Source organism: Cellulosimicrobium sp. SH8, from assembly GCF_025818875.1.
GTDB lineage: Bacteria > Actinomycetota > Actinomycetes > Actinomycetales > Cellulomonadaceae > Cellulosimicrobium > Cellulosimicrobium cellulans_D.
Window position 1 is genome coordinate 82686 of sequence record NZ_JAMXMH010000013.1, and the last position, 21239, is coordinate 103924.

Annotated in this window: 23 protein-coding genes; 20 read left to right on the forward strand and 3 right to left on the reverse strand. The window is 73.8% G+C overall.

Features of this window, described 5'->3' with window-relative positions; all coding sequences use genetic code 11:
• Window positions 1–42: 42 nt before the first annotated feature.
• The 10 genes from secY (at window position 43) to NF338_RS17925 (ending at window position 7559) form a co-directional block, all read left to right on the forward strand.
• Window positions 43–1341, forward strand: a complete 1299-nt coding sequence (gene secY / locus NF338_RS17880; RefSeq protein ID WP_087471322.1) for a preprotein translocase subunit SecY — start codon at window positions 43–45, stop codon at window positions 1339–1341.
• Window positions 1338–1949 (forward strand): adenylate kinase, encoded by a 612-nt coding sequence (locus tag NF338_RS17885; protein ID WP_264031998.1) that lies wholly within the window; start codon window positions 1338–1340, stop codon window positions 1947–1949. The genes secY and NF338_RS17885 overlap by 4 nt, the downstream gene beginning before the upstream one ends.
• Window positions 1950–1989: 40 nt before the next feature.
• The gene (gene map, locus NF338_RS17890) at window positions 1990–2826 is read left to right on the forward strand and encodes a type I methionyl aminopeptidase (protein WP_264031999.1); all 837 of its coding nucleotides are present in this window, start codon (window positions 1990–1992) and stop codon (window positions 2824–2826) included.
• 277 nt (window positions 2827–3103) lie between these two features.
• Complete coding sequence (infA, locus tag NF338_RS17895; protein WP_012867920.1) at window positions 3104–3325, forward strand: translation initiation factor IF-1; 222 nt, start codon at window positions 3104–3106, stop codon at window positions 3323–3325.
• A gap of 94 nt (window positions 3326–3419) precedes the next feature.
• Window positions 3420–3533, forward strand: coding sequence for a 50S ribosomal protein L36 (rpmJ, locus tag NF338_RS17900; RefSeq protein WP_009740505.1), 114 nt, complete (start codon window positions 3420–3422; stop codon window positions 3531–3533).
• A 236-nt stretch (window positions 3534–3769) separates the two neighbouring features.
• Entirely contained in the window at window positions 3770–4144 is a 375-nt protein-coding gene (gene rpsM / locus NF338_RS17905) for a 30S ribosomal protein S13 (protein WP_021479758.1), read from the forward strand.
• A gap of 113 nt (window positions 4145–4257) precedes the next feature.
• Entirely contained in the window at window positions 4258–4662 is a 405-nt protein-coding gene (gene rpsK, locus NF338_RS17910) for a 30S ribosomal protein S11 (protein WP_021479759.1), read from the forward strand.
• Between the two features lie 217 nt (window positions 4663–4879).
• Complete coding sequence (locus NF338_RS17915; RefSeq protein ID WP_087471324.1) at window positions 4880–5899, forward strand: DNA-directed RNA polymerase subunit alpha; 1020 nt, start codon at window positions 4880–4882, stop codon at window positions 5897–5899.
• 74 nt (window positions 5900–5973) lie between these two features.
• Window positions 5974–6537 carry a 50S ribosomal protein L17 gene (gene rplQ / locus NF338_RS17920; RefSeq protein ID WP_087471325.1) on the forward strand — a complete coding sequence of 188 codons (564 nt, stop codon included), beginning with the start codon at window positions 5974–5976 and terminating at the stop codon, window positions 6535–6537.
• A 230-nt stretch (window positions 6538–6767) separates the two neighbouring features.
• Window positions 6768–7559 carry an alpha/beta fold hydrolase gene (locus NF338_RS17925; RefSeq protein ID WP_264032000.1) on the forward strand — a complete coding sequence of 264 codons (792 nt, stop codon included), beginning with the start codon at window positions 6768–6770 and terminating at the stop codon, window positions 7557–7559.
• A gap of 35 nt (window positions 7560–7594) precedes the next feature.
• On the opposite strand, the gene NF338_RS17930 is transcribed toward NF338_RS17925, so the two are convergent.
• Complete coding sequence (locus tag NF338_RS17930) at window positions 7595–8365, reverse strand: ROK family protein (protein WP_264032001.1); 771 nt, start codon at window positions 8363–8365, stop codon at window positions 7595–7597.
• Between the two features lie 62 nt (window positions 8366–8427).
• Here NF338_RS17930 and truA point away from each other — a divergent pair, with 62 nt between their 5' ends.
• Window positions 8428–9372, forward strand: a complete 945-nt coding sequence (gene truA / locus NF338_RS17935; RefSeq protein WP_412847185.1) for a tRNA pseudouridine(38-40) synthase TruA — start codon at window positions 8428–8430, stop codon at window positions 9370–9372.
• Window positions 9373–9388: 16 nt separating this feature from the next.
• On the opposite strand, the gene NF338_RS17940 is transcribed toward truA, so the two are convergent.
• Complete coding sequence (locus NF338_RS17940; RefSeq protein WP_264032002.1) at window positions 9389–9790, reverse strand: DUF5709 domain-containing protein; 402 nt, start codon at window positions 9788–9790, stop codon at window positions 9389–9391.
• 137 nt (window positions 9791–9927) lie between these two features.
• Here NF338_RS17940 and NF338_RS17945 point away from each other — a divergent pair, with 137 nt between their 5' ends.
• The 9 genes from NF338_RS17945 to NF338_RS17985 all read left to right on the forward strand — a co-directional run bounded on the left by NF338_RS17945 (window position 9928) and on the right by NF338_RS17985 (window position 20239).
• On the forward strand, window positions 9928–10491 hold the full coding sequence (locus tag NF338_RS17945; RefSeq protein ID WP_264032003.1) for a DUF937 domain-containing protein: 564 nt from the start codon (window positions 9928–9930) through the stop codon (window positions 10489–10491).
• 109 nt (window positions 10492–10600) lie between these two features.
• Window positions 10601–12295: an ABC-F family ATP-binding cassette domain-containing protein gene (locus NF338_RS17950; protein ID WP_264032004.1), complete on the forward strand. Its 1695-nt coding sequence runs from the start codon at window positions 10601–10603 to the stop codon at window positions 12293–12295.
• A 46-nt stretch (window positions 12296–12341) separates the two neighbouring features.
• The gene (locus NF338_RS17955) at window positions 12342–13286 is read left to right on the forward strand and encodes a rhodanese-related sulfurtransferase (RefSeq protein ID WP_264032005.1); all 945 of its coding nucleotides are present in this window, start codon (window positions 12342–12344) and stop codon (window positions 13284–13286) included.
• Between the two features lie 170 nt (window positions 13287–13456).
• On the forward strand, window positions 13457–13900 hold the full coding sequence (gene rplM / locus NF338_RS17960; RefSeq protein WP_047234564.1) for a 50S ribosomal protein L13: 444 nt from the start codon (window positions 13457–13459) through the stop codon (window positions 13898–13900).
• Between the two features lie 45 nt (window positions 13901–13945).
• On the forward strand, window positions 13946–14434 hold the full coding sequence (gene rpsI, locus NF338_RS17965; protein WP_087471331.1) for a 30S ribosomal protein S9: 489 nt from the start codon (window positions 13946–13948) through the stop codon (window positions 14432–14434).
• A gap of 146 nt (window positions 14435–14580) precedes the next feature.
• Window positions 14581–15942, forward strand: a complete 1362-nt coding sequence (gene glmM / locus NF338_RS17970; RefSeq protein WP_264032006.1) for a phosphoglucosamine mutase — start codon at window positions 14581–14583, stop codon at window positions 15940–15942.
• A complete protein-coding gene (locus NF338_RS17975) occupies window positions 15939–16574 on the forward strand; it encodes a peptide deformylase (RefSeq protein ID WP_264032008.1) in 636 nt (211 codons plus the stop codon). The genes glmM and NF338_RS17975 overlap by 4 nt, the downstream gene beginning before the upstream one ends.
• A 59-nt stretch (window positions 16575–16633) precedes the next feature.
• On the forward strand, window positions 16634–19186 hold the full coding sequence (hrpB, locus tag NF338_RS17980) for an ATP-dependent helicase HrpB (RefSeq protein WP_264032009.1): 2553 nt from the start codon (window positions 16634–16636) through the stop codon (window positions 19184–19186).
• A gap of 255 nt (window positions 19187–19441) precedes the next feature.
• Window positions 19442–20239 carry a DedA family protein gene (locus NF338_RS17985; protein WP_264032010.1) on the forward strand — a complete coding sequence of 266 codons (798 nt, stop codon included), beginning with the start codon at window positions 19442–19444 and terminating at the stop codon, window positions 20237–20239.
• A gap of 33 nt (window positions 20240–20272) precedes the next feature.
• On the opposite strand, the gene coaA is transcribed toward NF338_RS17985, so the two are convergent.
• Entirely contained in the window at window positions 20273–21229 is a 957-nt protein-coding gene (gene coaA / locus NF338_RS17990) for a type I pantothenate kinase (protein ID WP_087472820.1), read from the reverse strand.
• Window positions 21230–21239: the final 10 nt, after the last annotated feature.

Sequence of the window (21239 nt, forward strand, 5' to 3'; positions counted from 1 at the left end):
CCCGGCGACACGACATCCCGCCTCGGCGGGCCAGGAGGATAGGTGCTCAGCGCATTCGCCCGGGCTTTCCGGACGCCCGACCTGCGGCGCAAGCTGCTGTTCACGATCGCGATCATGGCGATCTTCCGGGTGGGGTCGTTCATCCCCACGCCGGGTGTGGACTACCCCAACGTGCAGCAGTGCATCGCGGAGACCGCCGACGGCAACGACCTGCTCGGCCTCGTCAACCTCTTCAGCGGCGGCGCGCTGCTCCAGCTGTCGATCTTCGCGCTCGGCATCATGCCGTACATCACCGCGAGCATCATCGTCCAGCTGCTGCGCGTCGTGATCCCTCGCTTCGAGGCGCTCCACAAGGAGGGGCAGTCGGGCCAGTCGAAGCTGACGCAGTACACGCGCTACCTGACGATCGCGCTCGCCATCCTCCAGTCGACGACCGTCATCACGACGGCGCGCAACGGCCTGCTCTTCCAGGGCTGCTCCGTGGACGTCATCCCCGACGGCAGCTTCGTGACGATGGCGCTCATGGTCATCACCATGACCGCGGGCACCGGCCTCATCATGTGGCTCGGTGAGCTCATCACCGAGCGCGGCGTCGGCAACGGCATGTCGCTCCTCATCTTCACGTCGATCGCCGCGAGCTTCCCGACCGCACTGTGGTCGATCGCCGGCGGCGCGAACGGCGCGACGAACTTCATCATCATGATCGCGGTCATCGTGGTCGTCATCGGCCTCGTCGTGTTCGTCGAGCAGTCCCAGCGTCGCGTGCCGGTCCAGTACGCCAAGCGCATGGTCGGGCGCCGCATGTACGGCGGGTCGAGCACCTACATCCCGATCAAGATCAACATGGCCGGCGTCATCCCGGTGATCTTCGCGGCCTCGCTGCTCGCGGTCCCGGGCCTCATCGCGCAGTTCGGCGACCAGAGCGCCGACTGGGTCATCTGGGTCAGCACGAACCTCGCCGACCCGGCGGCGCCGCTGCACATCGTGCTGTACGTGCTGATGATCCTGTTCTTCTGCTTCTTCTACACGTCGATCACGTTCAACCCGGACGAGGTCGCGGACAACATGAAGAAGTACGGCGGCTTCATCCCCGGCATCCGTGCCGGCCGGCCGACCGCCGAGTACCTCGACTACGTCATCACCCGCATCACGTCCGCGGGCTCCATCTACCTCGCGCTCGTCGCCCTGCTGCCGACGCTGGTCCTCATCGGGCTCGGCGTGAGCACGAACATCCCGTTCGGTGGCTCCTCGATCATCATCGTCGTCGGCGTCGGCCTGGAGACGGTCAAGCAGATCAACTCCCAGCTGCAGCAGCGCCACTACGAAGGGTTCCTCCGTTGAGCAACGCCACCGACGGCCAGTCCGCCTCGCGTCCCGCGCGCCTCGTCATCATGGGCCCGCAGGGCGCGGGCAAGGGGACCCAGGCCGCCCGGCTCGCCGAGCAGCTCGCCATCCCCGCGATCTCGACCGGAGACATCTTCCGGGCGAACATCAAGGGCGGCACGGAGCTCGGCCGGCTCGCGCAGGAGTACACCGCGAAGGGCGACCTGGTCCCCGACTCGGTGACGAACGCGATGGTGCGCGACCGCCTCGCCCAGGAGGACGCGGCGCAGGGGTTCATCCTCGACGGCTACCCGCGCAACGCGGCCCAGGTCGTCGAGCTCGACACGATCCTCGCGGACCTGGGCGTCGCCCTGGACGGCGTCGTGGAGCTCACGGCGGACCGTGACGAGCTCCTCGCGCGCCTGGCGAAGCGTGCGGAGATCGAGGGTCGCGAGGACGACACCGAGGAGGCCATCGCGCGCCGCCTCGACATCTACGCCGAGCAGACGGCGCCGCTCACGTCCGCCTACGACGAGCGCGGCCTGCTCGTCCGCGTCGACGGCATCGGTGACGTCGACGAGATCACCGGACGCATCGTCTCGGCGCTGACCGCGCTCGTCGGCTGAGCACCGGCAGTTCGTCCGTAGGGTTCTGGGGAGCAGCAGGGTGTTCGGTCGCGAGCGCATCGAGTACAAGACGCACGACCAGGTCCGGTCCATGCGGAGCGCCGGCCTGGTGGTCGCGCGGGCGCTCGAGACGGTCCGTGAGACGGTCCGTCCGGGCATGACGACGGCAGACCTGGACGCGCTCGCCGCCGCGGTGATCGCGGACGCCGGTGCGACGCCGTCGTTCCTCGGTTACGAGGGCTACCCGGCGTCGCTCTGCGTGTCGGTGAACGACGAGGTCGTGCACGGCATCCCCGGCCAGCGCGAGCTGCGCCCGGGCGACATCGTCTCCGTCGACTGCGGGGCGATCGTCGACGGCTGGCACGGAGACTCGGCGGTCTCGTTCGTCCTCGGCGAGGGCGAGCCGCAGGACGCGGCGCTCGTGGAGGCCACGCGCCGGGCGATGTGGGCGGGCATCGCCGCGCTCGCGACGAGCGAGCGGCTCGGTGAGGTGGGCGCCGCCATCGAGGACTCGGTCCGGGTCTCGGGTGAGTCCGACGGTGTCTCCTACGGGATCGTCGAGGAGTACGTGGGGCACGGGATCGGCTCGGCGATGCACCAGCCGCCGGACGTCCCGAACTACCGGACGCGCGAGAAGGGTCCGCGGCTGCGCCCAGGCATGTGCCTCGCGATCGAGCCGATGCTGACGCTCGGCGACCGGTTCACCGAGGTCTGCGAGGACGACTGGACGGTCGTGACCGACGACGGTGCCCGCGCGGCGCACTGGGAGCACAGCGTCGCGATCCTCGACGCGGGGATCTGGGTCCTCACCGCACCCGACGGCGGAGCGGCCGAGCTCGCGGAGCTCGGCGTCCGCGTCGCGCCCCTCGCGGTCTGACCTCGCGGCCCGCCGGCCGTGCCGGTACAGCCTCACGTGCGGCGGGGGAGTGACGCGCTGCACGGCTCCCGAGGCACACCACGGTTTCGCGACTCTTGTCGGATGCCGTAGGATGGTCCGTCGGGTGTAGTCCGTGCACGTCGTTCAACCGGCCCCCGTCCCTCGGGACCCGGGCGACCGACCCCGCACGCGGCTCCACGCACCTCCCACGAACGGACGGCCTCGGGTCGGGCGTGCGCGGGAGTACCAGCAGTTCAGACGAGAGTTAGCGGAGGACATGGCAAAGAAGGACGGTGTCATCGAGATCGAGGGCAGCGTGGTCGAGGCCCTGCCGAACGCGATGTTCCGCGTGGAGCTGGCCAACGGTCACAAGGTTCTCGCGCACATCTCGGGCAAGATGCGCCAGCACTACATCCGGATCCTCCCCGAGGACCGGGTCGTGGTCGAGCTGAGCCCGTACGACCTGTCCCGCGGCCGGATCGTCTACCGCTACAAGTAGTCGCCACGCGTCCACCCACTCACCCGCCTCATCACCCGGACCCGGGACCGCTCGTCGGTCGCGCCCGGAGCGGGGCACCACTGAGGGAACGAAGATGAAGGTCAAGCCCAGCGTCAAGAAGATCTGCGACAAGTGCAAGGTGATCCGCCGGCACGGTCGCGTCATGGTGATCTGCGAGAACCTGCGGCACAAGCAGCGCCAGGGCTGAGCCCGCGCCTGCGCCACGGGTGACGGTCCCTCGGGACCGCAGTCACCAGGTCGCCGTCACGACGACGGCCGGCCACCAGCGCACCACCACGAACCTGCTCGGCACCCCGGACGCGAGTCCGGGAGGAGAACGCCACGGGCAGGGGAACCCCCGGCTCGGAGGCCGGGGCCCACGGAGCTCCCCGTGGGAGGGCGGTGCGACAGACCTCCGACGAAGCACGAGGAGCCGAAAGGCACATGGCACGTCTCATCGGCGTCGACCTCCCCCGCGACAAGCGGCTCGAGGTCGCGCTCACCTACATCTACGGCGTCGGCCGTACCCGCGCCCAGCAGACGCTGGCCGCGACCGGCATCAGCCCGGACGCGCGCGTGAAGGATCTCGGCGACGCCGAGCTCGTCGCGCTCCGCGACTACCTCGAGGGCAACTACAAGCTCGAGGGTGACCTCCGTCGTGAGGTGGCCGCCGACATCCGCCGCAAGGTCGAGATCGGCACCTACCAGGGCCTGCGTCACCGCCGCGGCCTTCCTGTGCGCGGCCAGCGCACCAAGACCAACGCGCGTACGCGCAAGGGACCCAAGCGCACCGTGGCCGGCAAGAAGAAGGCCCGCTGAGCCAGTCCGCAGGGCGGGCCCCGCTCGGGTGCTGACGTCGACCGCACGGTCCACGTCGTCCCGGTCGGAGATCCCCGCGGTCAGACCACCTCAGACCAGGAGAGAAACGAAAGATGCCTCCCAAGACTCGCGCCGCCGCTGGGCGCAAGCCTCGTCGCAAGGACAAGAAGAACGTCCCCGCCGGCCAGGCGCACATCAAGAGCACGTTCAACAACACGATCGTGTCGATCACGGACCCGTCGGGCGCCGTGATCGCGTGGGCCTCCGGCGGCGACGTCGGCTTCAAGGGTTCGCGCAAGTCGACCCCCTTCGCCGCCGGCCTCGCGGCCGAGGCCGCTGCCCGCAAGGCGCAGGAGCACGGCATGAAGAAGGTCGACGTCTTCGTCAAGGGCCCGGGCTCGGGTCGCGAGACCGCGATCCGCTCGCTGCAGTCGGCCGGCCTCGAGGTCGGCTCGATCCAGGACGTCACGCCGCAGGCGCACAACGGGTGCCGCCCGCCCAAGCGTCGTCGCGTCTGACCCTCGTCGTCGGCGTGCCGTCGACGGTCCGCCCGGTCTCCGACCGGCCGAGCCCGTCGACGGCACCCGTCACGGGGCAGCCGCCTCCTGACGGGGCCGACGCCCCCTTCCCGGCCGGGTGGACAGAGTCCCGGCCGGGGCCGCGTGCCGCAGGCGCGCACCTCGCCTTGAACCGTGCAGCGTCATATGGCGGACGCTCACCGAAAGGAAACCACCAGTGCTGATCGCACAGCGCCCCACCTTGACCGAAGAGGTCATCTCGGAGAACCGTTCGCGCTTCTCCATCGAGCCGCTGGAGCCGGGCTTCGGCTACACGCTCGGCAACTCGCTGCGTCGCACGCTGCTGTCGTCCATCCCGGGCGCTGCAGTCACCTCCATCCGCATCGACGGTGTGCTCCACGAGTTCACCACCGTGCCGGGTGTGAAGGAGGACGTCACCGAGGTCATCCTCAACATCAAGAACCTCGTCGTCTCCTCGGAGAACGACGAGCCCGTCGTGATGTACCTGCGCAAGCAGGGCGCTGGTGCGGTCACCGCGGCGGACATCGTCCCGCCCGCGGGTGTGGAGGTCCACAACCCCGAGCTGCACATCGCCACGCTCAACGACAAGGGCAAGCTCGAGATCGAGCTCACCGTCGAGCGCGGCCGTGGGTACGTCTCGGCCTCGCAGAACAAGTCGTTCGACGCCGAGATCGGGCGCATCCCGGTCGACTCGATCTACTCGCCGGTCCTCAAGGTGACCTACAAGGTCGAGGCGACGCGTGTCGAGCAGCGCACGGACTTCGACAAGCTGGTCGTGGACGTCGAGTCGAAGCCGGCGATCTCGCCGCGCGACGCGCTCGCGTCGGCGGGCAAGACGCTGGTGGAGCTCTTCGGCCTGGCCCGTGAGCTCAACGTCGAGGCCGAGGGCATCGAGATCGGCCCGTCGCCGACGGACGCGGCTCTCGCCGCGGACCTGGCGCTGCCGATCGAGGAGCTCAACCTCACGATCCGGTCGTACAACTGCCTCAAGCGCGAGGGCATCCACCAGGTGGGCGAGCTCGTCGCGCGCAGCGAGGCGGACCTGCTCGACATCCGTAACTTCGGTGCGAAGTCCATCAACGAGGTGAAGGAGAAGCTCGCCGAGCTCGGTCTGTCCCTCAAGGACTCGCCGCTCGACTTCGACCCGTCGGCCGCCGCGTACTACGACGGCGACGACGACGAGGCGACGTTCTCGGACACCGAGCAGCAGTACTGAGCCTGCGGCTCTAGACACCTCAGCGCGTCCGGGTCCGCACCTGCGGCGCGAAAACTTCCCAAGGAGCACATCCCATGCCTACCCCCGCCAAGGGCCACCGGCTCGGCAGCGGACCGGCTCACGAGCGCCTGATGCTCGCGAACCTGTCCACCCAGCTCTTCGAGCACGGCCGCATCACGACCACCGAGACCAAGGCGAAGCGCCTGCGTCCGGTGGCCGAGCGCCTCATCACGTTCGCGAAGCGCGGCGACCTGCACGCGCGTCGTCGCGTCCTGCGCGTCGTGCGCGACAAGTCCGTGGTGCACACGCTGTTCACCGAGATCGCCCCGCAGATGGCGGAGCGTGAGGGTGGCTACACCCGCATCACGAAGGTCGGCACGCGCAAGGGCGACAACGCGCCCCTCGCGGTGATCGAGCTCGTGACCGAGCCCGTCAGCCCCAAGCAGGCCGTCGTCCGCGAGGCGGAGAAGGCCGCGGAGAAGGCGAGCAAGAAGAAGGCTGACAAGCCGGCCAAGAAGGCCGACGCGGTCGAGGACGCGCCCGTCGAGGACGCTCCCGTCGCCGTCGAGGACGCGCCCGCCGAGGACGTCCAGGACGCGCCTGTCGAGGACGCCGCCGAGGAGAAGAAGGAGGCCTGAGCCTCCTCCCTCTCTTCCGGGGTCGGCGTTCCGCGCAGACTCCACGCCGTAGGGCCCGGAACCGTGACGGTTCCGGGCCCTGCGGCGTTCTGCCGTCCCGACGGCGTCGGCGTGCGTCCGGCCGCGAGGGTGGCCGCGCGAGATCGACGTACGGCGGAGGTCGACCTGCAGTGGGCCGACCTCGCGACGTACGGGTCGATCTCGGGGTGGGGAGGGCCTACGGTCGTGACGTGACGAGTGACGACCCCCTTCGGACGGCGTGGCCGCCAGTCGTCCTCGTGCACGGCTCGCGGACGTCGCGGTCGATGTGGCGCGACCAGCTCGCGGCGCTGCGTCGCGCCGGGGTCGACGCGGCCGCCGTGGACCTGCCGGGGCACGGGGCGCGGCGGGGTGAGGCGTTCACCCTGCACGGCGCCGTGGAGGCGGTCGCCGCCGGGATCGACGACGTGGGTGGGCGCGCGCTCGTCGTCGGTCTGTCGCTCGGCGGCTACGTCGCGATCGAGACGAGGGCTCAGCACCCCGAGCGCGTCGTCGGTCTCGTGGCCGCCGCCTGCTCGACGCCGCCCGCCACGCGCCTGCGCGGGGGTTGGCTCCTCGTCGCCCGCGGCATCGAGCGGCTCCCGGACGGGGGAGCGGGACTGAACCAGGCGCTCGTCGACCGGGCGCTCACGCCCCAGGGAGCGGCCGACCTCGGCGCGGGCGGGTACGCGCTCGACGTGATGAGCGCGATCCTGCGGGAGGTCGAGGGGGTCGATCCCGTGGCGGCCCTCGCCGCCACGGACTCGCCGGTGTGGCTGGTCAACGGCCGGTGGGACCACTTCCGGTTCGGGGAGCGCGGGTTCGTCGAGGCGGCACGGCGCGGGGGAGCGTCCGCGCGGCTCGTGGTGATCTCGGGCGCTCGCCACCTCGTGAGCCTCGACGCCCCGGTCGCGTTCAACCGCGTCCTGCTCGACGCCCACCGCGCGGTCGGCCGGGCCCGCACGGGGCCGCGGATGCCGTCGAGGCGCGTCCCGCGGCCGTGACGCGCGAGGGCCACGTGCTCGGCCGCGGGTCGCGCTCAGGCCGGTGGCAGGTCCCAGGCGCGCGCCCCGCCGACGAGCGCCGCGGAGTTGGGCACGACCACGACGTCGTCGCCGAGGCGGTCGAGGACGCTCGGGGTGATCTGCCGCGAGTTCCCGCCGCCCAGGTACAGCCGGTCCCACCAGAAGACGGGCCGTAGTCCCTCGACGACCGCGAGCACGCGTCGCGACCACAGCCCGTTGCCGAGCCGGCGCCGCTCGGGCTCGCCGACGTACTCGTCGTAGGTGGTGCCCCGGCGCACGGGCGCGCGCGACCACTCGAGGTGCGGCGCGAGCCGGCCGCCGTGGAACAGCGCCGAGCCCAGGCCGGTCCCGAGCGTCAGCACGAGCTCGAGCCCGGACGCCGCCACGACGCCCGCGCCGTGCACCTCGGCGTCGTTGAGCACGAGCGCGGGCACGCCGAGCCGCCGGGCGACGGCCGCCTGGACGTCGAAGCTCGTCCACGCCTCGACGAGGGCCGGGTCCACCCGCGAGCGAGGGCCGCTGCGGGTCACGTAGTGCGGGGTGTGCACGACGACCCCGCGCCGGATCATGCCGGGCATGCCGACGGTGGCCCGGTCGGCGGGGGGCAGCGTGGACGCGATCTCCGCGATCGTCTCGACGAGCAGCTCGGGGGGCAGCGGGTAGGGCGTCGGCACGCGGACGGCGGCGGCGTGCGCGGTGCCCGACACGTCGAGCACGTTCGCCTTGATACCGCCGCCGCCGCAGTCCACGGCGAGGGTGCGGACGTCTGCGCGGTCGCCGGTCATGGGCGGCAGCGTAGGCACGACGGAGCGCGCACCGCACGGCCGGGCGACTACCGTGAACTCCCGTGAGCGACGCCCCGGCCCCCGACGCACCCTCCGACGACCTCGCCTCCGCCGCGCGGCCCGAGCTGCCCGACGGCGTCGTGCGGGTCCGTCTCGACCTCGCCTACCAGGGGACGGACTTCGCCGGCTGGGCCCGCCAGCCGGGTCTGCGGACCGTCCAGGGCGCGATCGAGGAGGGGCTCGCGACGCTGCTGCGCGGTCCGGCGCCGCGCCTGACAGTCGCGGGTCGCACGGACGCGGGCGTGCACGCGCGCGGGCAGGTCGCGCACGTCGACCTCGTGCGGGACCAGTGGGAGGCGCTGCCCGGGCGCTCCGACCGGACGCCCGGGGAGGCGCTCGTCGCGCGGCTCGGCGGGGTGCTCCCGGGGGACGTCGTCGTGCACCGCGCGGCGCCGGCCCCGGCCGGGTTCGACGCGCGGTTCTCCGCGCTGCACCGCGCGTACACGTACCGGGTCGCTGACGACCCGGCGCGGCGGGACCCCCTGCGGCGGGCGTGGGTCCTGTGGAACCGGCGCCCGCTCGACGTCGCCGCGATGGACGCCGCCGTGCGGCCGCTGCTCGGGGTCCGCGACTTCGCGGCGTTCTGCAAGCCGCGCCCCGGGGCGACGACGATCCGCGAGCTCCAGCACCTGTCGTGGTCGCGGCCCGTCGACGGGCCCGACGCGGGCCTCGTCGTCGCGCACGTCCGCGCGGACGCGTTCTGCCACAACATGGTGCGCGCGCTCGTCGGCGCGTCGCTCGCGGTGGGGGAGGGGCGGCGCGACGTCGCCTGGCCCGCGCAGCTCCTCGCGAGCCGACGGCGGGACGCGGGGGCCGGCGTCGTGCCCGCCCACGGGCTGGTGCTCGAGGAGGTCACCTACCCGCCGGACAACGAGCTCGCCGGGCGCGCCGACCGGATCCGTGCGGTGCGCAACGAGGAGGACGTCTGGGACGACGGTGCCTCCTGATCGTGCGGCGGCCCTCTCAGGGCTCCTCGACGACGTGCACGGCCGCCTCCTCGGCGCCCGCGGCGCCCCCGGAGATGCCCTCGTCGTCGGCGTAGGTGTCGTTCTGGCGTCCGTCGAGCGCGTCCGGGTCCGCGACGAGGCGGCCCGAGCGGGTCCGGTCCGGCCGGTCGAGCGGGTCGCGGTCCCAGTCCTCCGGCTCCTCCTCGGCCAGGCGCTGGTCGAGCGTCTCGCCGTGCACCTCTTCCCACGGCGTCTCGCCGTAGTGGTTCTTCCGGGGGCGGTCGGGCGGGGAGTAGCCCTCGTCGAGCACGTCGTCCACGCCGCGGTCGAGCAGCGTGTCCTCGGCCTGGAGCTGGTCGTTGTCGCCCTCGGCGCCGGTCTCCGGGTCCGGGCTGGTGCCGGTGGTGTCTTCGCTCATGCGTCCACAGTGGCACCTCGTGCGGTCGGGCGCAGCATCTGCGCCCGGACCTGCACCGACGCGCCGCCGGCGATACCGTGGGACGGGCCGCGCGCGTCGCGGCCGTCCGCGAACGAGCCCGAGAACCGAGGACCATCATGGCCGGCATCGACGACATCCTGTCCACCATCCCGCTCGACCAGCTCGCCGGTCGGCTCGGCGTCGACGAGGCGGCGGCGCAGCAGGCCGTGGGCGCGGCGCTCCCCGCGCTGCTCGGCGGGCTCCAGGCCAACGCGCAGGACCCGGCCGGCGCGGCGTCGCTCGGCAAGGCGCTCACGCAGCACGACCCGTCGCTCGTCGAGGGCGGGGTGAACCTCGACGACGTGGACACCGCCGACGGCGAGAAGATCGTCCGCCACGTGTTCGGGTCGAACGAGGAAGCCGTCGTCGCGCAGCTCGCCGACTCGACGGGCACGCAGCAGGGGCTGCTGTCGAAGGTGCTGCCCGCGCTCGCGCCGATCGCGCTGGCGTTCCTCGCGAAGCAGCTCGGGGGCAAGGACGCCGGTGCGGGCTCGTCCTCGGCGGCCCCGGAGAGCGCGGGCGGCGGCGGCCTGGGCGATCTGCTCGGGGGTCTGCTGGGCGGCGGCTCGGGCGGGTCCGGGGGTGGCCTCGGGGACCTGCTGGGCGGCCTCGGCGGGCTCCTCGGGGGCGGTCGGCGCTGAACCCGGGGCTGACGGCGGCCGTCCCGGCCGGGGGCGCGCCGGCACCGGAGGGACGGGGGCGCGCGGAATCCGCGTGACCCGGCAGGCCCGCCCGGGGGACCATGTCCTCGTGGGACACCTCGACCTCAGCGACGTCACGTATCACCTGCCCGACGGCCGCACGCTCCTCGACGGGGTGAGCCTGCGCGTCGCGGACGGCGCACGGGTCGCCCTCGTGGGGCCCAACGGCGTCGGCAAGTCGACGCTCCTGCGCATCGTGACGGGCGACGTCGCGCCGCACGGCGGGGCGGTCGTGCGCAGCGGCGGCCTCGGGGTCATGCGGCAGGACGTGGGGCGCATCGACGACGACCGCACCGTGCGCGACCTGCTCGTGGAGCTCGCGCCCGCCGCGGTACGGGACGCGGCGGTCGAGCTCGCCGCGGCCGAGCACGACATCATGCTGGTCGACGACGAGCCCGCCCAGCTCCGGTACGCGCAGGCGCTCGTCGACTGGGCCGACGTCGGGGGCTACGACGCCGAGACGGCGTGGGACGAGGTGACCGACGAGGTCCTGTCCGTCCCGTTCGAGAAGGCGCAGTGGCGCGACGTGCGCACGCTGTCCGGCGGCGAGCAGAAGCGACTGGCGCTCACGGCGCTGCTCCGCGGGCCTGAGGAGGTCCTGCTGCTCGACGAGCCGGACAACCACCTCGACGTGCCGACGAAGCGCTGGCTCGAGGAGCGGCTCGTCGCGTCGCCCAAGACGGTCCTCTACGTCTCGCACGACCGCGAGCTCCTGTCCCGCACGGCGACCCAGGTCGCGACCCTGGAGCCGACGCCCGGCGGCGGGACGGTCTGGGTGCACGGCGGCGGGTTCGCGACCTACGCGCAGGCGCGCGCGGACCGGCGCGAGCGCCTGGCGGAGCTCGCGAGGCGGTGGGACGAGGAGCACGCGAAGCTGCGCGAGCTCGTGCAGACGCTCAAGACCAAGGCCGCGTACAACGACGGGATGGCGAGCCGGTACCAGGCGGCGAAGACGCGCCTGCGCAAGTTCGAGGAGGCGGGCCCCCCGGAGGTGCTCGCGCACGAGCAGCGCGTCACCGTGCGGCTCGCGGGCGGTCGCACCGCGAAGCGTGCCGTGACGTGCCAGGCGCTCGAGCTGACCGGGCTCATGCGGCCGTTCGACCTCGAGGTGTTCTTCGGGGAGCGCGTCGCGGTGCTGGGCTCCAACGGGTCGGGCAAGTCGCACTTCCTGCGGCTCCTCGCCGCCGGCGGGAGCGACCCCGAGCCCGGGGTGGTGCCCGACGCCGCGACGTCCGACGGGGTCCGGCCCGACCCCGTGGCGCACACGGGTCGCGCGGTGCTCGGCTCGCGCGTGCGGCCGGGCTGGTTCGCCCAGAACCACGACCACCCGGAGCTGCGCGGGCGCACGCTCCTGGAGATCCTCCACCGGGGAGACGGGCACCGGGCCGGGATGGGACGCGAGGGCGCGAGCCGCGCGCTCGACCGGTACGAGCTGGTCGGCCAGGCGGAGCAGCGCTTCGAGACGCTCTCGGGCGGGCAGCAGGCGCGGTTCCAGATCCTCCTGCTCGAGCTCGACGGCGCGACCCTGCTCCTGCTCGACGAGCCGACGGACAACCTCGACCTGCACTCGGCGGAGGCGCTCGAGACCGGCCTCGCCGCGTTCGAGGGCACCGTGCTCGCGGTGACGCACGACCGGTGGTTCGCGCGCGGGTTCGATCGGTATCTCGTGTTCCGCGGGGACGGGGAGGTCGTCGAGGCTCCGGAGCCGGTCTGGGACGTCGATCGGGTGCAGCGGGCGCGGTAGCCGCCGCGTGACGGGGGCGGCCGCTGCCGTCCCTATCCTGGTGGGCATGGCCGTCCACAAGATCGTGCTCTTCTACGCCTTCACGCCGTTGTCGGACCCCCGCGCGGTGCAGCTCTGGCAACGGGCGCTGGGGGAGCGCTGGAACCTCACGGGACGCGTGATCGTCGCCGAGCACGGGATCAACGCGACGCTGGGCGGGACGGTCGAGGACCTCAAGCAGTACGTGAAGACGACCCGGCAGCACCCCGGCTTCGCGGACATCGACGTCAAGTGGTCCGACGGCACGGGTCGGGACTTCCCGCGCCTGTCCGTGAAGGTGCGCCCCGAGCTCGTGGCGTTCGGCGTCCCCGACGAGGTCGTGGTCGACGAGCACGGTGTCGTGGGGGGCGGCACGCGGCTGAGCCCGCAGGCCCTCCACGACCTCGTGGCGGAGCGCGGCGACGACGTCGTGATGTTCGACGGCCGGAACGCGTTCGAGGCGGAGATCGGGCGCTTCCGCGGGGCGGTCGTGCCGGACGTCGCCACGACGCGCGACGTCGTCGCCGAGATCGACTCGGGCCGCTTCGACGACCTCAAGCGACGACCGGTCGTCACGTACTGCACCGGGGGCGTGCGGTGCGAGGTGCTGTCCGCGCTCCTCACCGCCCGCGGCTTCGAGGAGGTGTACCAGCTCGACGGCGGCGTCGTCCGCTACGGCGAGGCGTTCGGGTCGCAGGGGCTGTGGGACGGCTCGCTGTACGTGTTCGACGAGCGCATGCACGTCGAGCTCGGCCCGGGGTCGACCCCGCTCGGCACCTGCACCGGGTGCGGCGCGGCGACGGCGAAGTACGAGAACTGCGCCGACCCGAGCTGTCGGACGCTGCGCCTGTACTGCCCGGACTGCGTGCACGTCGCGCGCTCGACCCGATGCGAGACGTGCGTGGCGGAGCGTCCAGCCTCCAGCCTTGCCTCCCGTCCGGCCGCTTTGACCGGCGGGCTGCCTCGCAGGTAGTCTGGTGAGTCGTTGTGCTCACCTCACGACGCCCGTGTCGCTAGCGCGCCCACTCGCTGCCGGCCAAGGAGCGGGTGTCGAACGAGCCCGCCGCGCAACGACCTGCCCTCTCGGCCGCACGCTTCAGCGGTCGAAGAAGACATTCTGAGACAGAAACGAAGGCTACGACCGTGCGTACGTACACCCCGAAGCCCGGCGACGTCCAGCGCGACTGGTACGTCATCGACGCGACCGACGTCGTCCTGGGCCGCCTGGCCACCCACGTGGCCACCCTGCTGCGCGGCAAGCACAAGCCGACCTTCGCTCCGCACGTCGACGGCGGTGACTTCGTCATCGTCATCAACGCCGGCAAGGTCGCCCTGAGCGGCAACAAGCGCGAGCAGAAGATGGCCTACAACCACTCCGGGTACCCGGGTGGTCTGCGTGCCGTCGCCTACGGCGACCTGCTCGACAAGCACCCCGAGCGTGCTGTGGAGCGGGCCGTCCGCGGCATGCTCCCCAAGACCACCCTCGGTCGCGCCCAGTTCGGCAAGCTCAAGGTCTACGCGGGTGCCGAGCACCCGCACGCCGCGCAGCAGCCGAAGCCGTTCGAGATCACCCAGGTCGCGCAGTAATCGCCCCCCAGGCGTAGCGCACAGAGAGACGCGAGGACACCACCCGTGGCCGAGACCACCGTCGAGACCGACACCCTGGGCGACGAGACGCCCAGCACCTACACCTCTGAGTCTGCTGCCCCCACGGGCCGCGGCCAGAGCATCACCGCCCCCGGCCAGGCCCTGGGCCGCCGCAAGGAGGCCGTCGCGCGCGTGCGCCTCGTCCCCGGCACCGGGCAGTGGAAGATCAACGGGCGCACGCTCGAGGACTACTTCCCGAACAAGGTTCACCAGCAGCTCGTGAACTCCCCGCTGAAGCTGGTCGACGTCGAGGGTCGCTTCGACGTCGTCGCCCGCATCAGCGGCGGCGGCACCTCCGGCCAGGCCGGCGCGCTCCGCCTCGGCATCGCGCGTGCGCTCAACGCGATCGACGCCGAGCACAACCGCCCCGCGCTGAAGAAGGCCGGCTTCCTCACTCGCGACGCCCGCGTCGTCGAGCGCAAGAAGGCCGGTCTCAAGAAGGCCCGTAAGGCACCGCAGTACTCCAAGCGCTGATCCGCGCTGTGCGCTCGTCGGCCCCGGTGGACCTCGTCCACCGGGGCCGACGTCGTTTGTGAGGGACGGTGACCAAGCCCGCCGAGGGCGGGGCAGGGCAGGCGGTCGTACGGTCGACGTACGGCCGGGTCGAGGAAGGACTTTCCATGGGACGGCTTTTCGGCACCGACGGGGTGCGCGGGCTGGCGAACGGCAACGTGACGGGCGAGCTCGCCCTCGACCTCGGCGTCGCGGCGGCGCGCGTGCTCGCGAGCGGGCAGGAGGAGGGGCACCGCCCGCGCGCGGTCGTGGGTCGTGACACGCGGGTCTCGGGCGAGTTCCTGGGTGCGGCGCTCATCGCCGGGCTCGCGAGCGCGGGCGTCGACGTGAAGGACGTGGGCGTGCTGCCGACCCCGGCCGTCGCGTACCTGACGAGCACCATGGACGTCGACTTCGGCGTCGTGATCTCGGCCTCGCACAACCCGATGCAGGACAACGGGATCAAGTTCCTCGCGCGCGGCGGCGTCAAGCTCGACGACGCGGTCGAGGACCGGATCGAGAGCCTGCTCGGGCAGGAGTGGCAGCGCCCGACGCACGGCGCGGTCGGCCGGATCTCCCCGGACTCGGGGCGCGCCGGCGGCGCGTACGTCGAGCACCTCATGGCGAGCATCGGCGCCGACGAGGACCACAAGCCGCTCGCGGGACTGCGCATCGCGGTCGACTGCGCGAACGGCGCGGCGAGCGACGTCGGCCCAGCGGCGCTGCGCGCGGCCGGCGCCGACGTCGTCGTCATCAACGCGAGCCCCGACGGCCGCAACATCAACGCCGCGTGCGGGTCGAACCACCCGGAGCAGCTCCAGGCCGTCGTCGTGGCGTCCGAGGCGGACTTCGGCGTCGCGTTCGACGGCGACGCCGACCGCTGCGTCGCGGTCGACCACGGCGGCACCGTCGTCGACGGCGACCAGATCATGGGCGTCCTCGCGCTCGCGCTCAAGGAGGAGGGCGCGCTCCCGCACGACACGCTCGTCGTGACGGTCATGAGCAACCTGGGCCTCCTGCTCGCGATGCGCGACGCGGGGATCACCACCGTCCAGACGGCGGTCGGCGACCGGTACGTCCTCGAGGAGATGCGGGCGCACGGGTACGGCCTCGGGGGCGAGCAGTCGGGGCACATCGTGCTGTCGCGCTACGCGACCACGGGGGACGGCGTGCTCACGGCCCTCCAGCTCGCGGCGCGCGTCCGCGCGACCGGCCAGAAGCTCGCCGACCTGGCGAGCGTCGTGCAGCGCCTCCCGCAGACCCTCCTCAACGTGCCCGGCGTGGACAAGGCGCGCGCGTCGAGCGACGAGGAGCTGCAGGCCGCCGTCGCGGACGCGGAGCGGACCCTCGGCGAGACGGGTCGCGTGCTGCTGCGGCCGTCGGGCACCGAGCCGCTCGTGCGCGTCATGGTCGAGGCGGCGACGCAGCAGCAGGCCGACGCGGTCGCCGCGCGGCTCGCGGGCGTCGTGCGGGACCGGCTCGCGCTGTGAGCGCCACGGGGCGGACGACCGGCGTGCGGCAGGGGGTCGACGAGGTGCTGCGCGAGCACGTGGTCGCGCTCCTCGACGAGTACGACGACGGCGTCCTGCCGATCGTGCAGGCGGGTCAGCCCGTGCTGCGCACGCCGGCGGTGCCGTACGCCGGGCAGCTCGGCGACGTGCTGCCGCGGTTCCTCGACGCGATGCGCGCGACGATGTACGCGGCGCCCGGCGTGGGCCTCGCGGCGCCGCAGGTCGGGATCGGCCTCGCGCTCGCCGTCGTCGAGGACCCCGGCACTCCCGACGTGGACGACGAGCGCGAACGCCCGCCGCTCGCCTTCCGGGTGCTCGTCAACCCGCGGTACGAGGCCGTCGGCGACGAGACCCGGACGTTCTTCGAGGGCTGTCTCTCGGTGCACGGCTGGCAGGCGGAGCGGACGCGTGCCCGCTCGGTGCGCCTCACCGGGCAGGACGAGGCGGGCGTGCCGTTCGACGACGTGCTCACCGGGTGGGCCGCACGGATCGTCCAGCACGAGACCGACCACCTGCGGGGCGAGCTCTACGTGGACGGGGCGGACCTGCGCACCCTCTCGTCCACGCTCGGGGTCGCCCGGCTCCCGGGAGCTTCCCGCGAGGCGGGCTGACCGGGCCACGCGGTCCTGAGCGGCGAGGCGCGGGTGCGTCGGCGCGGGAGACTACGGAAGTGAACCCGCTCAGCCGACTCCTCGCCGCGCCGCCCGACCTGCCGGTGGGGCACCACCTCGCCGAGGTGGTCGCCGCGGTGCGGGCGGTGGGGGCCGTCGTCGTGCAGGCACCGCCCGGCACGGGCAAGACGACGCTCGTGCCACCCGCCCTCGCCGTCGCGCTGGGAGACGCCCCGGACAGGCGCGTGGTCGTGACGCAGCCCCGCCGGATCGCGGCCCGGGCGGCCGCGCGGCGGCTCGCGACCCTGCTCGGCGAGGACCTCGGCGGCACCGTCGGCTACACGGTGCGGGGCGAGTCGCGGACGTCGCGACGCACCCGCGTCGAGGTCGTCACGACGGGCACGCTCGTCCGCCGGCTCCAGCGCGACCCCGAGCTGCCGGGCGTGGCGGGCGTCGTGCTCGACGAGGTGCACGAGCGGCACCTCGAGGACGACCTCGCGCTCGCGCTCCTGGCGGACGTGCGCGAGAACCTGCGCGACGACCTCGCGCTCGTCGCGATGTCCGCGACGGTCGAGGCCGGGCGGACGGCGGGGGTGCTCGGCACGGGCGCGCGGGCGGTTCCGGTCGTCGAGGTCGAGGGCGGGCTCCACCCGGTCGACGTCGTCTGGTGCCCGGGGCGCGGTCCGCGCACCGACGCGCGGGGCACCGCGCCCGCGCTGCTCGACCACGTGGTCGCCACCACGCACCGCGCGCTGCGCGAGCGGACGGGCGACGTCCTCGTGTTCGTCCCCGGCGCACGCGAGGTGGACACCGTGACGAGCACGCTGGCACGCGGGCTGTCCGACGTGGACGTGCGCCCGCTGCACGGTCGTCTGCCCTCGCGGGAGCAGGACCGGGCGCTCGAGCCCGGGCCACGGCGCCGCGTCGTGGTCTCGACGGCGGTCGCGGAGTCGTCCCTCACGGTCCCGGGCGTGCGGGTCGTCGTGGACGCCGGGCTCGCGCGCGAGCCGCGCACGGACGTGCGCCGGGGGCTGCCGGGCCTCGTCACGGTGGCCGTCAGCCGGGCGGGCGCCGAGCAGCGCGCGGGGCGGGCCGGGCGCGAGGGGCGGGGGGCGGTGTACCGGTGCTGGTCGGAGGGCGACCACGCGCGCCTGGCGCGGTACCCAGAGCCCGAGATCCGTACGGCGGACCTCACCGGGTTCGCGCTCGAGCTCGCGTGCTGGGGCAGCCCCGACGGCGCGGGCCTCGCGCTGCTGGACCCGCCGCCCCCGGCCGCCTGGGCCGCCGCCCGCGACGTGCTGCACGGGCTGGGGGCCGTGGGGCCGGACGGGGTGACGCCGCTCGGGCGCCGCATCGCCGCCGTCCCCGCCGACCCGCGGCGTGCGCGGGCGCTGCTCGACGCGGTCCCCGAGGTGGGCGCGGGGCTCGCCGCGGAGGTCGTGGCGCTGCTCTCGGAGGACGTGCGGGTGCCCGGGGCCGACCTGCCCGCCGCCCTCCGAGCGCTGCGGCGTGGTGGTCCGGGTTCCGCCGCGTGGGCCGCGCAGCGGGACCGGCTCGAGCGGGTGGCGCGCGCCGCCGAGGACGACGCGGCCGGGGGATCGAGCCCGGCCGCGCGGCGCCGCCCGGCCGACGACGCCGCCGTCGGGCACGTCGTCGCGCTCGCCCACCCCGACCGGTTGGCCCGCCTGCGGCCGGGCGGCGAGACGTACCTCCTGGTCTCGGGCGCCGGCGCGCGGCTGCCCGCCGGCTCGCCGCTGCAGGGCTCGCCGTGGCTCGCGGTCGCGGACGTGGATCGCGCGGCGGGCCGGGCGGACGCCGTCGTGCGGTCCGCCGCGCCGGTCGACGAGGCGACGGCGCGTGCCGCGGCCGCCCCCGAGCTGCGGTCGACCGGCGTCACCGAATGGTCGGGCGGGCGCGTGCGCGCCGCCCGGGTGACCTCGCTCGGCGCGATCGAGCTCGCGCGCGAGCCGTGGCGGGACCCGCCCGCGGACCTGCTGGTGGCGACCGTGCGCGACGGGCTGCGTCGCGACGGTCTCGACGGCCTCCCGTGGTCCGACGGCGCGGTCCGGCTGCGGGACCGCCTGCGGTTCCTGCACGGCGCGCTGGGCGCCCCGTGGCCCGACGTCGGCGACGACGCGCTCCTGGAGCGCCTCGAGGACTGGCTGGGTCCCGACCTTCCGGCCGTCGCCCGGGGACGGGGCACGGGGCGGGGCGCGGACCTCGTGGGTGCGTTGCGCCGCCTCCTGCCGTGGCCGGAGGCCGCCCGCCTCGACGCGCTCGCGCCCGAACGGCTCGAGGTCCCGAGCGGGTCGCGCGTCACGGTGGACTACGGGCAGGACCAGCCCGTGCTCGCGGTCCGGCTCCAGGAGACGTTCGGCTGGGCGAGCACGCCGCGCGTCGCGGACGGGCGCGTGCCCGTGCTGCTGCACCTGCTCTCCCCGGCGGGCCGCCCGGCCGCGGTCACGGCGGACCTCGCCTCGTTCTGGGTGCAGGGCTACCCGCAGGTGCGCGCCGAGCTGCGCGGTCGCTACCCCAAGCACGCGTGGCCGCAGGACCCTGGCAGCGCCCAGCCGCTGCGCGGCACGCCGCGCCCGCGCCGCCGCGACGGCTGAGCCGGCGGGGGCCTGGTCCTCACGACGTACCCGCCGGTCGCGGGAAGTCGTTCGTCGGGATGACGCGCCGCGGCGGCCCGCACGGAAGACTCGTCACCGGGCGCGGCGCTGCCGGGCGGGAATCCTCAGGGGTGGACCGGGGGTTTCCCTGATGGTCGACGTCGTCGCGCTCCGTAGGCTTGTCGTGGCGCAGGACGCCCGACCTGCCGCCGCCGCCCGCCTGGCCTCCCCGCCAGCCGACGAACGAGGACGCCGTTGCCCGACGCCGTGTCGACCTTCCTGGAGAATCTGGAGACCTGGATTCTCGCCCTCGCGGCGTCCGCGTGGATCTATCCCGCGCTGTTCGGCTTCGCGACGATCGACGGGTTCTTCCCGCCCATCCCGAGCGAGTCCGTCGTCATCACGCTCGCCGTGTCCGCGCACGCGACCGGCGAGCCGAACCTGCTCCTCGTGCTCCTGGTCGCCGCGGCCGGGGCGTGGACCGGCGACCAGATCGCGTTCTCGATCGGTCGTGCCATCGGCACCGACCGTGTCCGGTTCCTGCGCTCGGCGCGGGGCCGCAAGGCCGTCGCGTGGGCGGAGCGGGCCCTCGCGCACCGCGGGGCGTCGTTCATCCTCGCCGCGCGCTACATCCCCGTCGGCCGCGTCGCGGTGAACATGACGGCCGGCGCCGTGGGCTACCCGCGCCGCCGCTTCATGGCGTTCTCCGGGATCGCGGCCGTCACGTGGGCGCTGTACTCGGTCCTCATCGGGCTCGTCGCGGCGCAGTGGCTGGGGCACGAGCCGCTCCTCGCGATGGTCGTGGGCGTCGTCCTGGGGATCGCGGCGGGCTTCGCCATCGACCGCGTGCTCATGATGCGCGCGCGCCGCCGGGGCGAGCTGCCTCGGGCCGAGAGCGCGACCACCCCGGAGTCGGAGGACGCGGACGAGGCGAGCGCCCCGGACCGCACCCCCGCGGAGTCCGACGCCGGCCCGGCGACGGGCGCGCCGTCGTCCGAGGCGACGGGGACGACGGCGTCGGGTCGGCCCGGCGCCGCGCCGCGCGCCTCCTGAGGGCGCGGGGCGCGGGCCCGCCGACCTGGCGGCTCAGAGCTTGCGCAGCCGGACCCGCTGGACCGAGTGGTCCGAGCCCTTGGTGAGCACGAGCGTCGCGCGGCCGCGCGTCGGCAGGATGTTCTGCTCGAGGTTCGGGGCGTTGATCGCGTCCCAGATCGACTTCGCCTTCTCGACCGCCTGCTCGTCCGTGAGGTCGGCGTAGCGGCGGAAGTACGACTCGGGCCGGGCGAAGGCGGTGCGGCGCAGGGCGAGGAACCGGTCGACGTACCACTGCCGGATGTTGCGCGTGCGGGCGTCGACGTAGATCGAGAAGTCGAAGAAGTCGGAGACCGCGACGGTGGACTCGTCGTGCGCGCTCGGACGGGCCGGCTGCAGGACGTTCAGCCCCTCGACGACCAGCACGTCAGGCTTGCGCACGACCGTCTCGGCACCGGGCACGATGTCGTACGTGAGGTGGTCGTAGACGGGCGCCCGCACCTCGGCGTGACCGGCCTTGACCCGGGACAGGAACCGGATGAGCGCGCGGCGGTCGTAGGACTCGGGGAAGCCCTTGCGCTCCATGAGGCCGCGGCGGGCCAGCTCCGCGTTGGGGTACAGGAAGCCGTCGGTCGTGATGAGCTCGACGCGCGGCGTCTCCGGCCAGCGCGCCAGCATCTCGCGCAGGACGCGCGCGGTCGTGGACTTGCCCACGGCCACCGACCCCGCGACGCCGATGACGTACGGCGTGTTGCCGGTGTCTTCCCGGAGGAACGTCGACGTCGCCTCGTGCAGCCCCGACGTGGCGGTCACGTAGAGGTTGAGCAGCCGCGAGAGCGGGCGGTAGACGGCGTCGACCTCCGCGAGGTCGATGGGGTCGCCGAGGCCGCGCAGCCGGGTGACGTCGTCGTCGGTGAGCGGGAGCGGCGTCGACTCCGACAGGCGGCTCCACACCGCCCGGTCCAGGTCCACGTACGGCGACGCCGAGGGCGCCGCGAGCCGGGCGGGCAGGAGCTCGGCC

What these genes read in the sequence shown, in the direction of transcription:
- infA (WP_012867920.1), top strand. Translation starts at nt 3,104, where the DNA reads ATGGCAAAGAAGGACGGTGTCATCGAGATCGAGGGCAGCGTGGTCGAG.
- rpmJ (WP_009740505.1), top strand. Translation starts at nt 3,420, where the DNA reads ATGAAGGTCAAGCCCAGCGTCAAGAAGATCTGCGACAAGTGCAAGGTG.
- rpsM (WP_021479758.1), top strand. Translation starts at nt 3,770, where the DNA reads ATGGCACGTCTCATCGGCGTCGACCTCCCCCGCGACAAGCGGCTCGAG.
- rpsK (WP_021479759.1), top strand. Translation starts at nt 4,258, where the DNA reads ATGCCTCCCAAGACTCGCGCCGCCGCTGGGCGCAAGCCTCGTCGCAAG.
- rplQ (WP_087471325.1), top strand. Translation starts at nt 5,974, where the DNA reads ATGCCTACCCCCGCCAAGGGCCACCGGCTCGGCAGCGGACCGGCTCAC.
- NF338_RS17930 (WP_264032001.1), bottom strand. Translation starts at nt 8,365, where the DNA reads ATGACCGGCGACCGCGCAGACGTCCGCACCCTCGCCGTGGACTGCGGC.
- NF338_RS17940 (WP_264032002.1), bottom strand. Translation starts at nt 9,790, where the DNA reads ATGAGCGAAGACACCACCGGCACCAGCCCGGACCCGGAGACCGGCGCC.
- NF338_RS17945 (WP_264032003.1), top strand. Translation starts at nt 9,928, where the DNA reads ATGGCCGGCATCGACGACATCCTGTCCACCATCCCGCTCGACCAGCTC.
- NF338_RS17955 (WP_264032005.1), top strand. Translation starts at nt 12,342, where the DNA reads ATGGCCGTCCACAAGATCGTGCTCTTCTACGCCTTCACGCCGTTGTCG.
- glmM (WP_264032006.1), top strand. Translation starts at nt 14,581, where the DNA reads ATGGGACGGCTTTTCGGCACCGACGGGGTGCGCGGGCTGGCGAACGGC.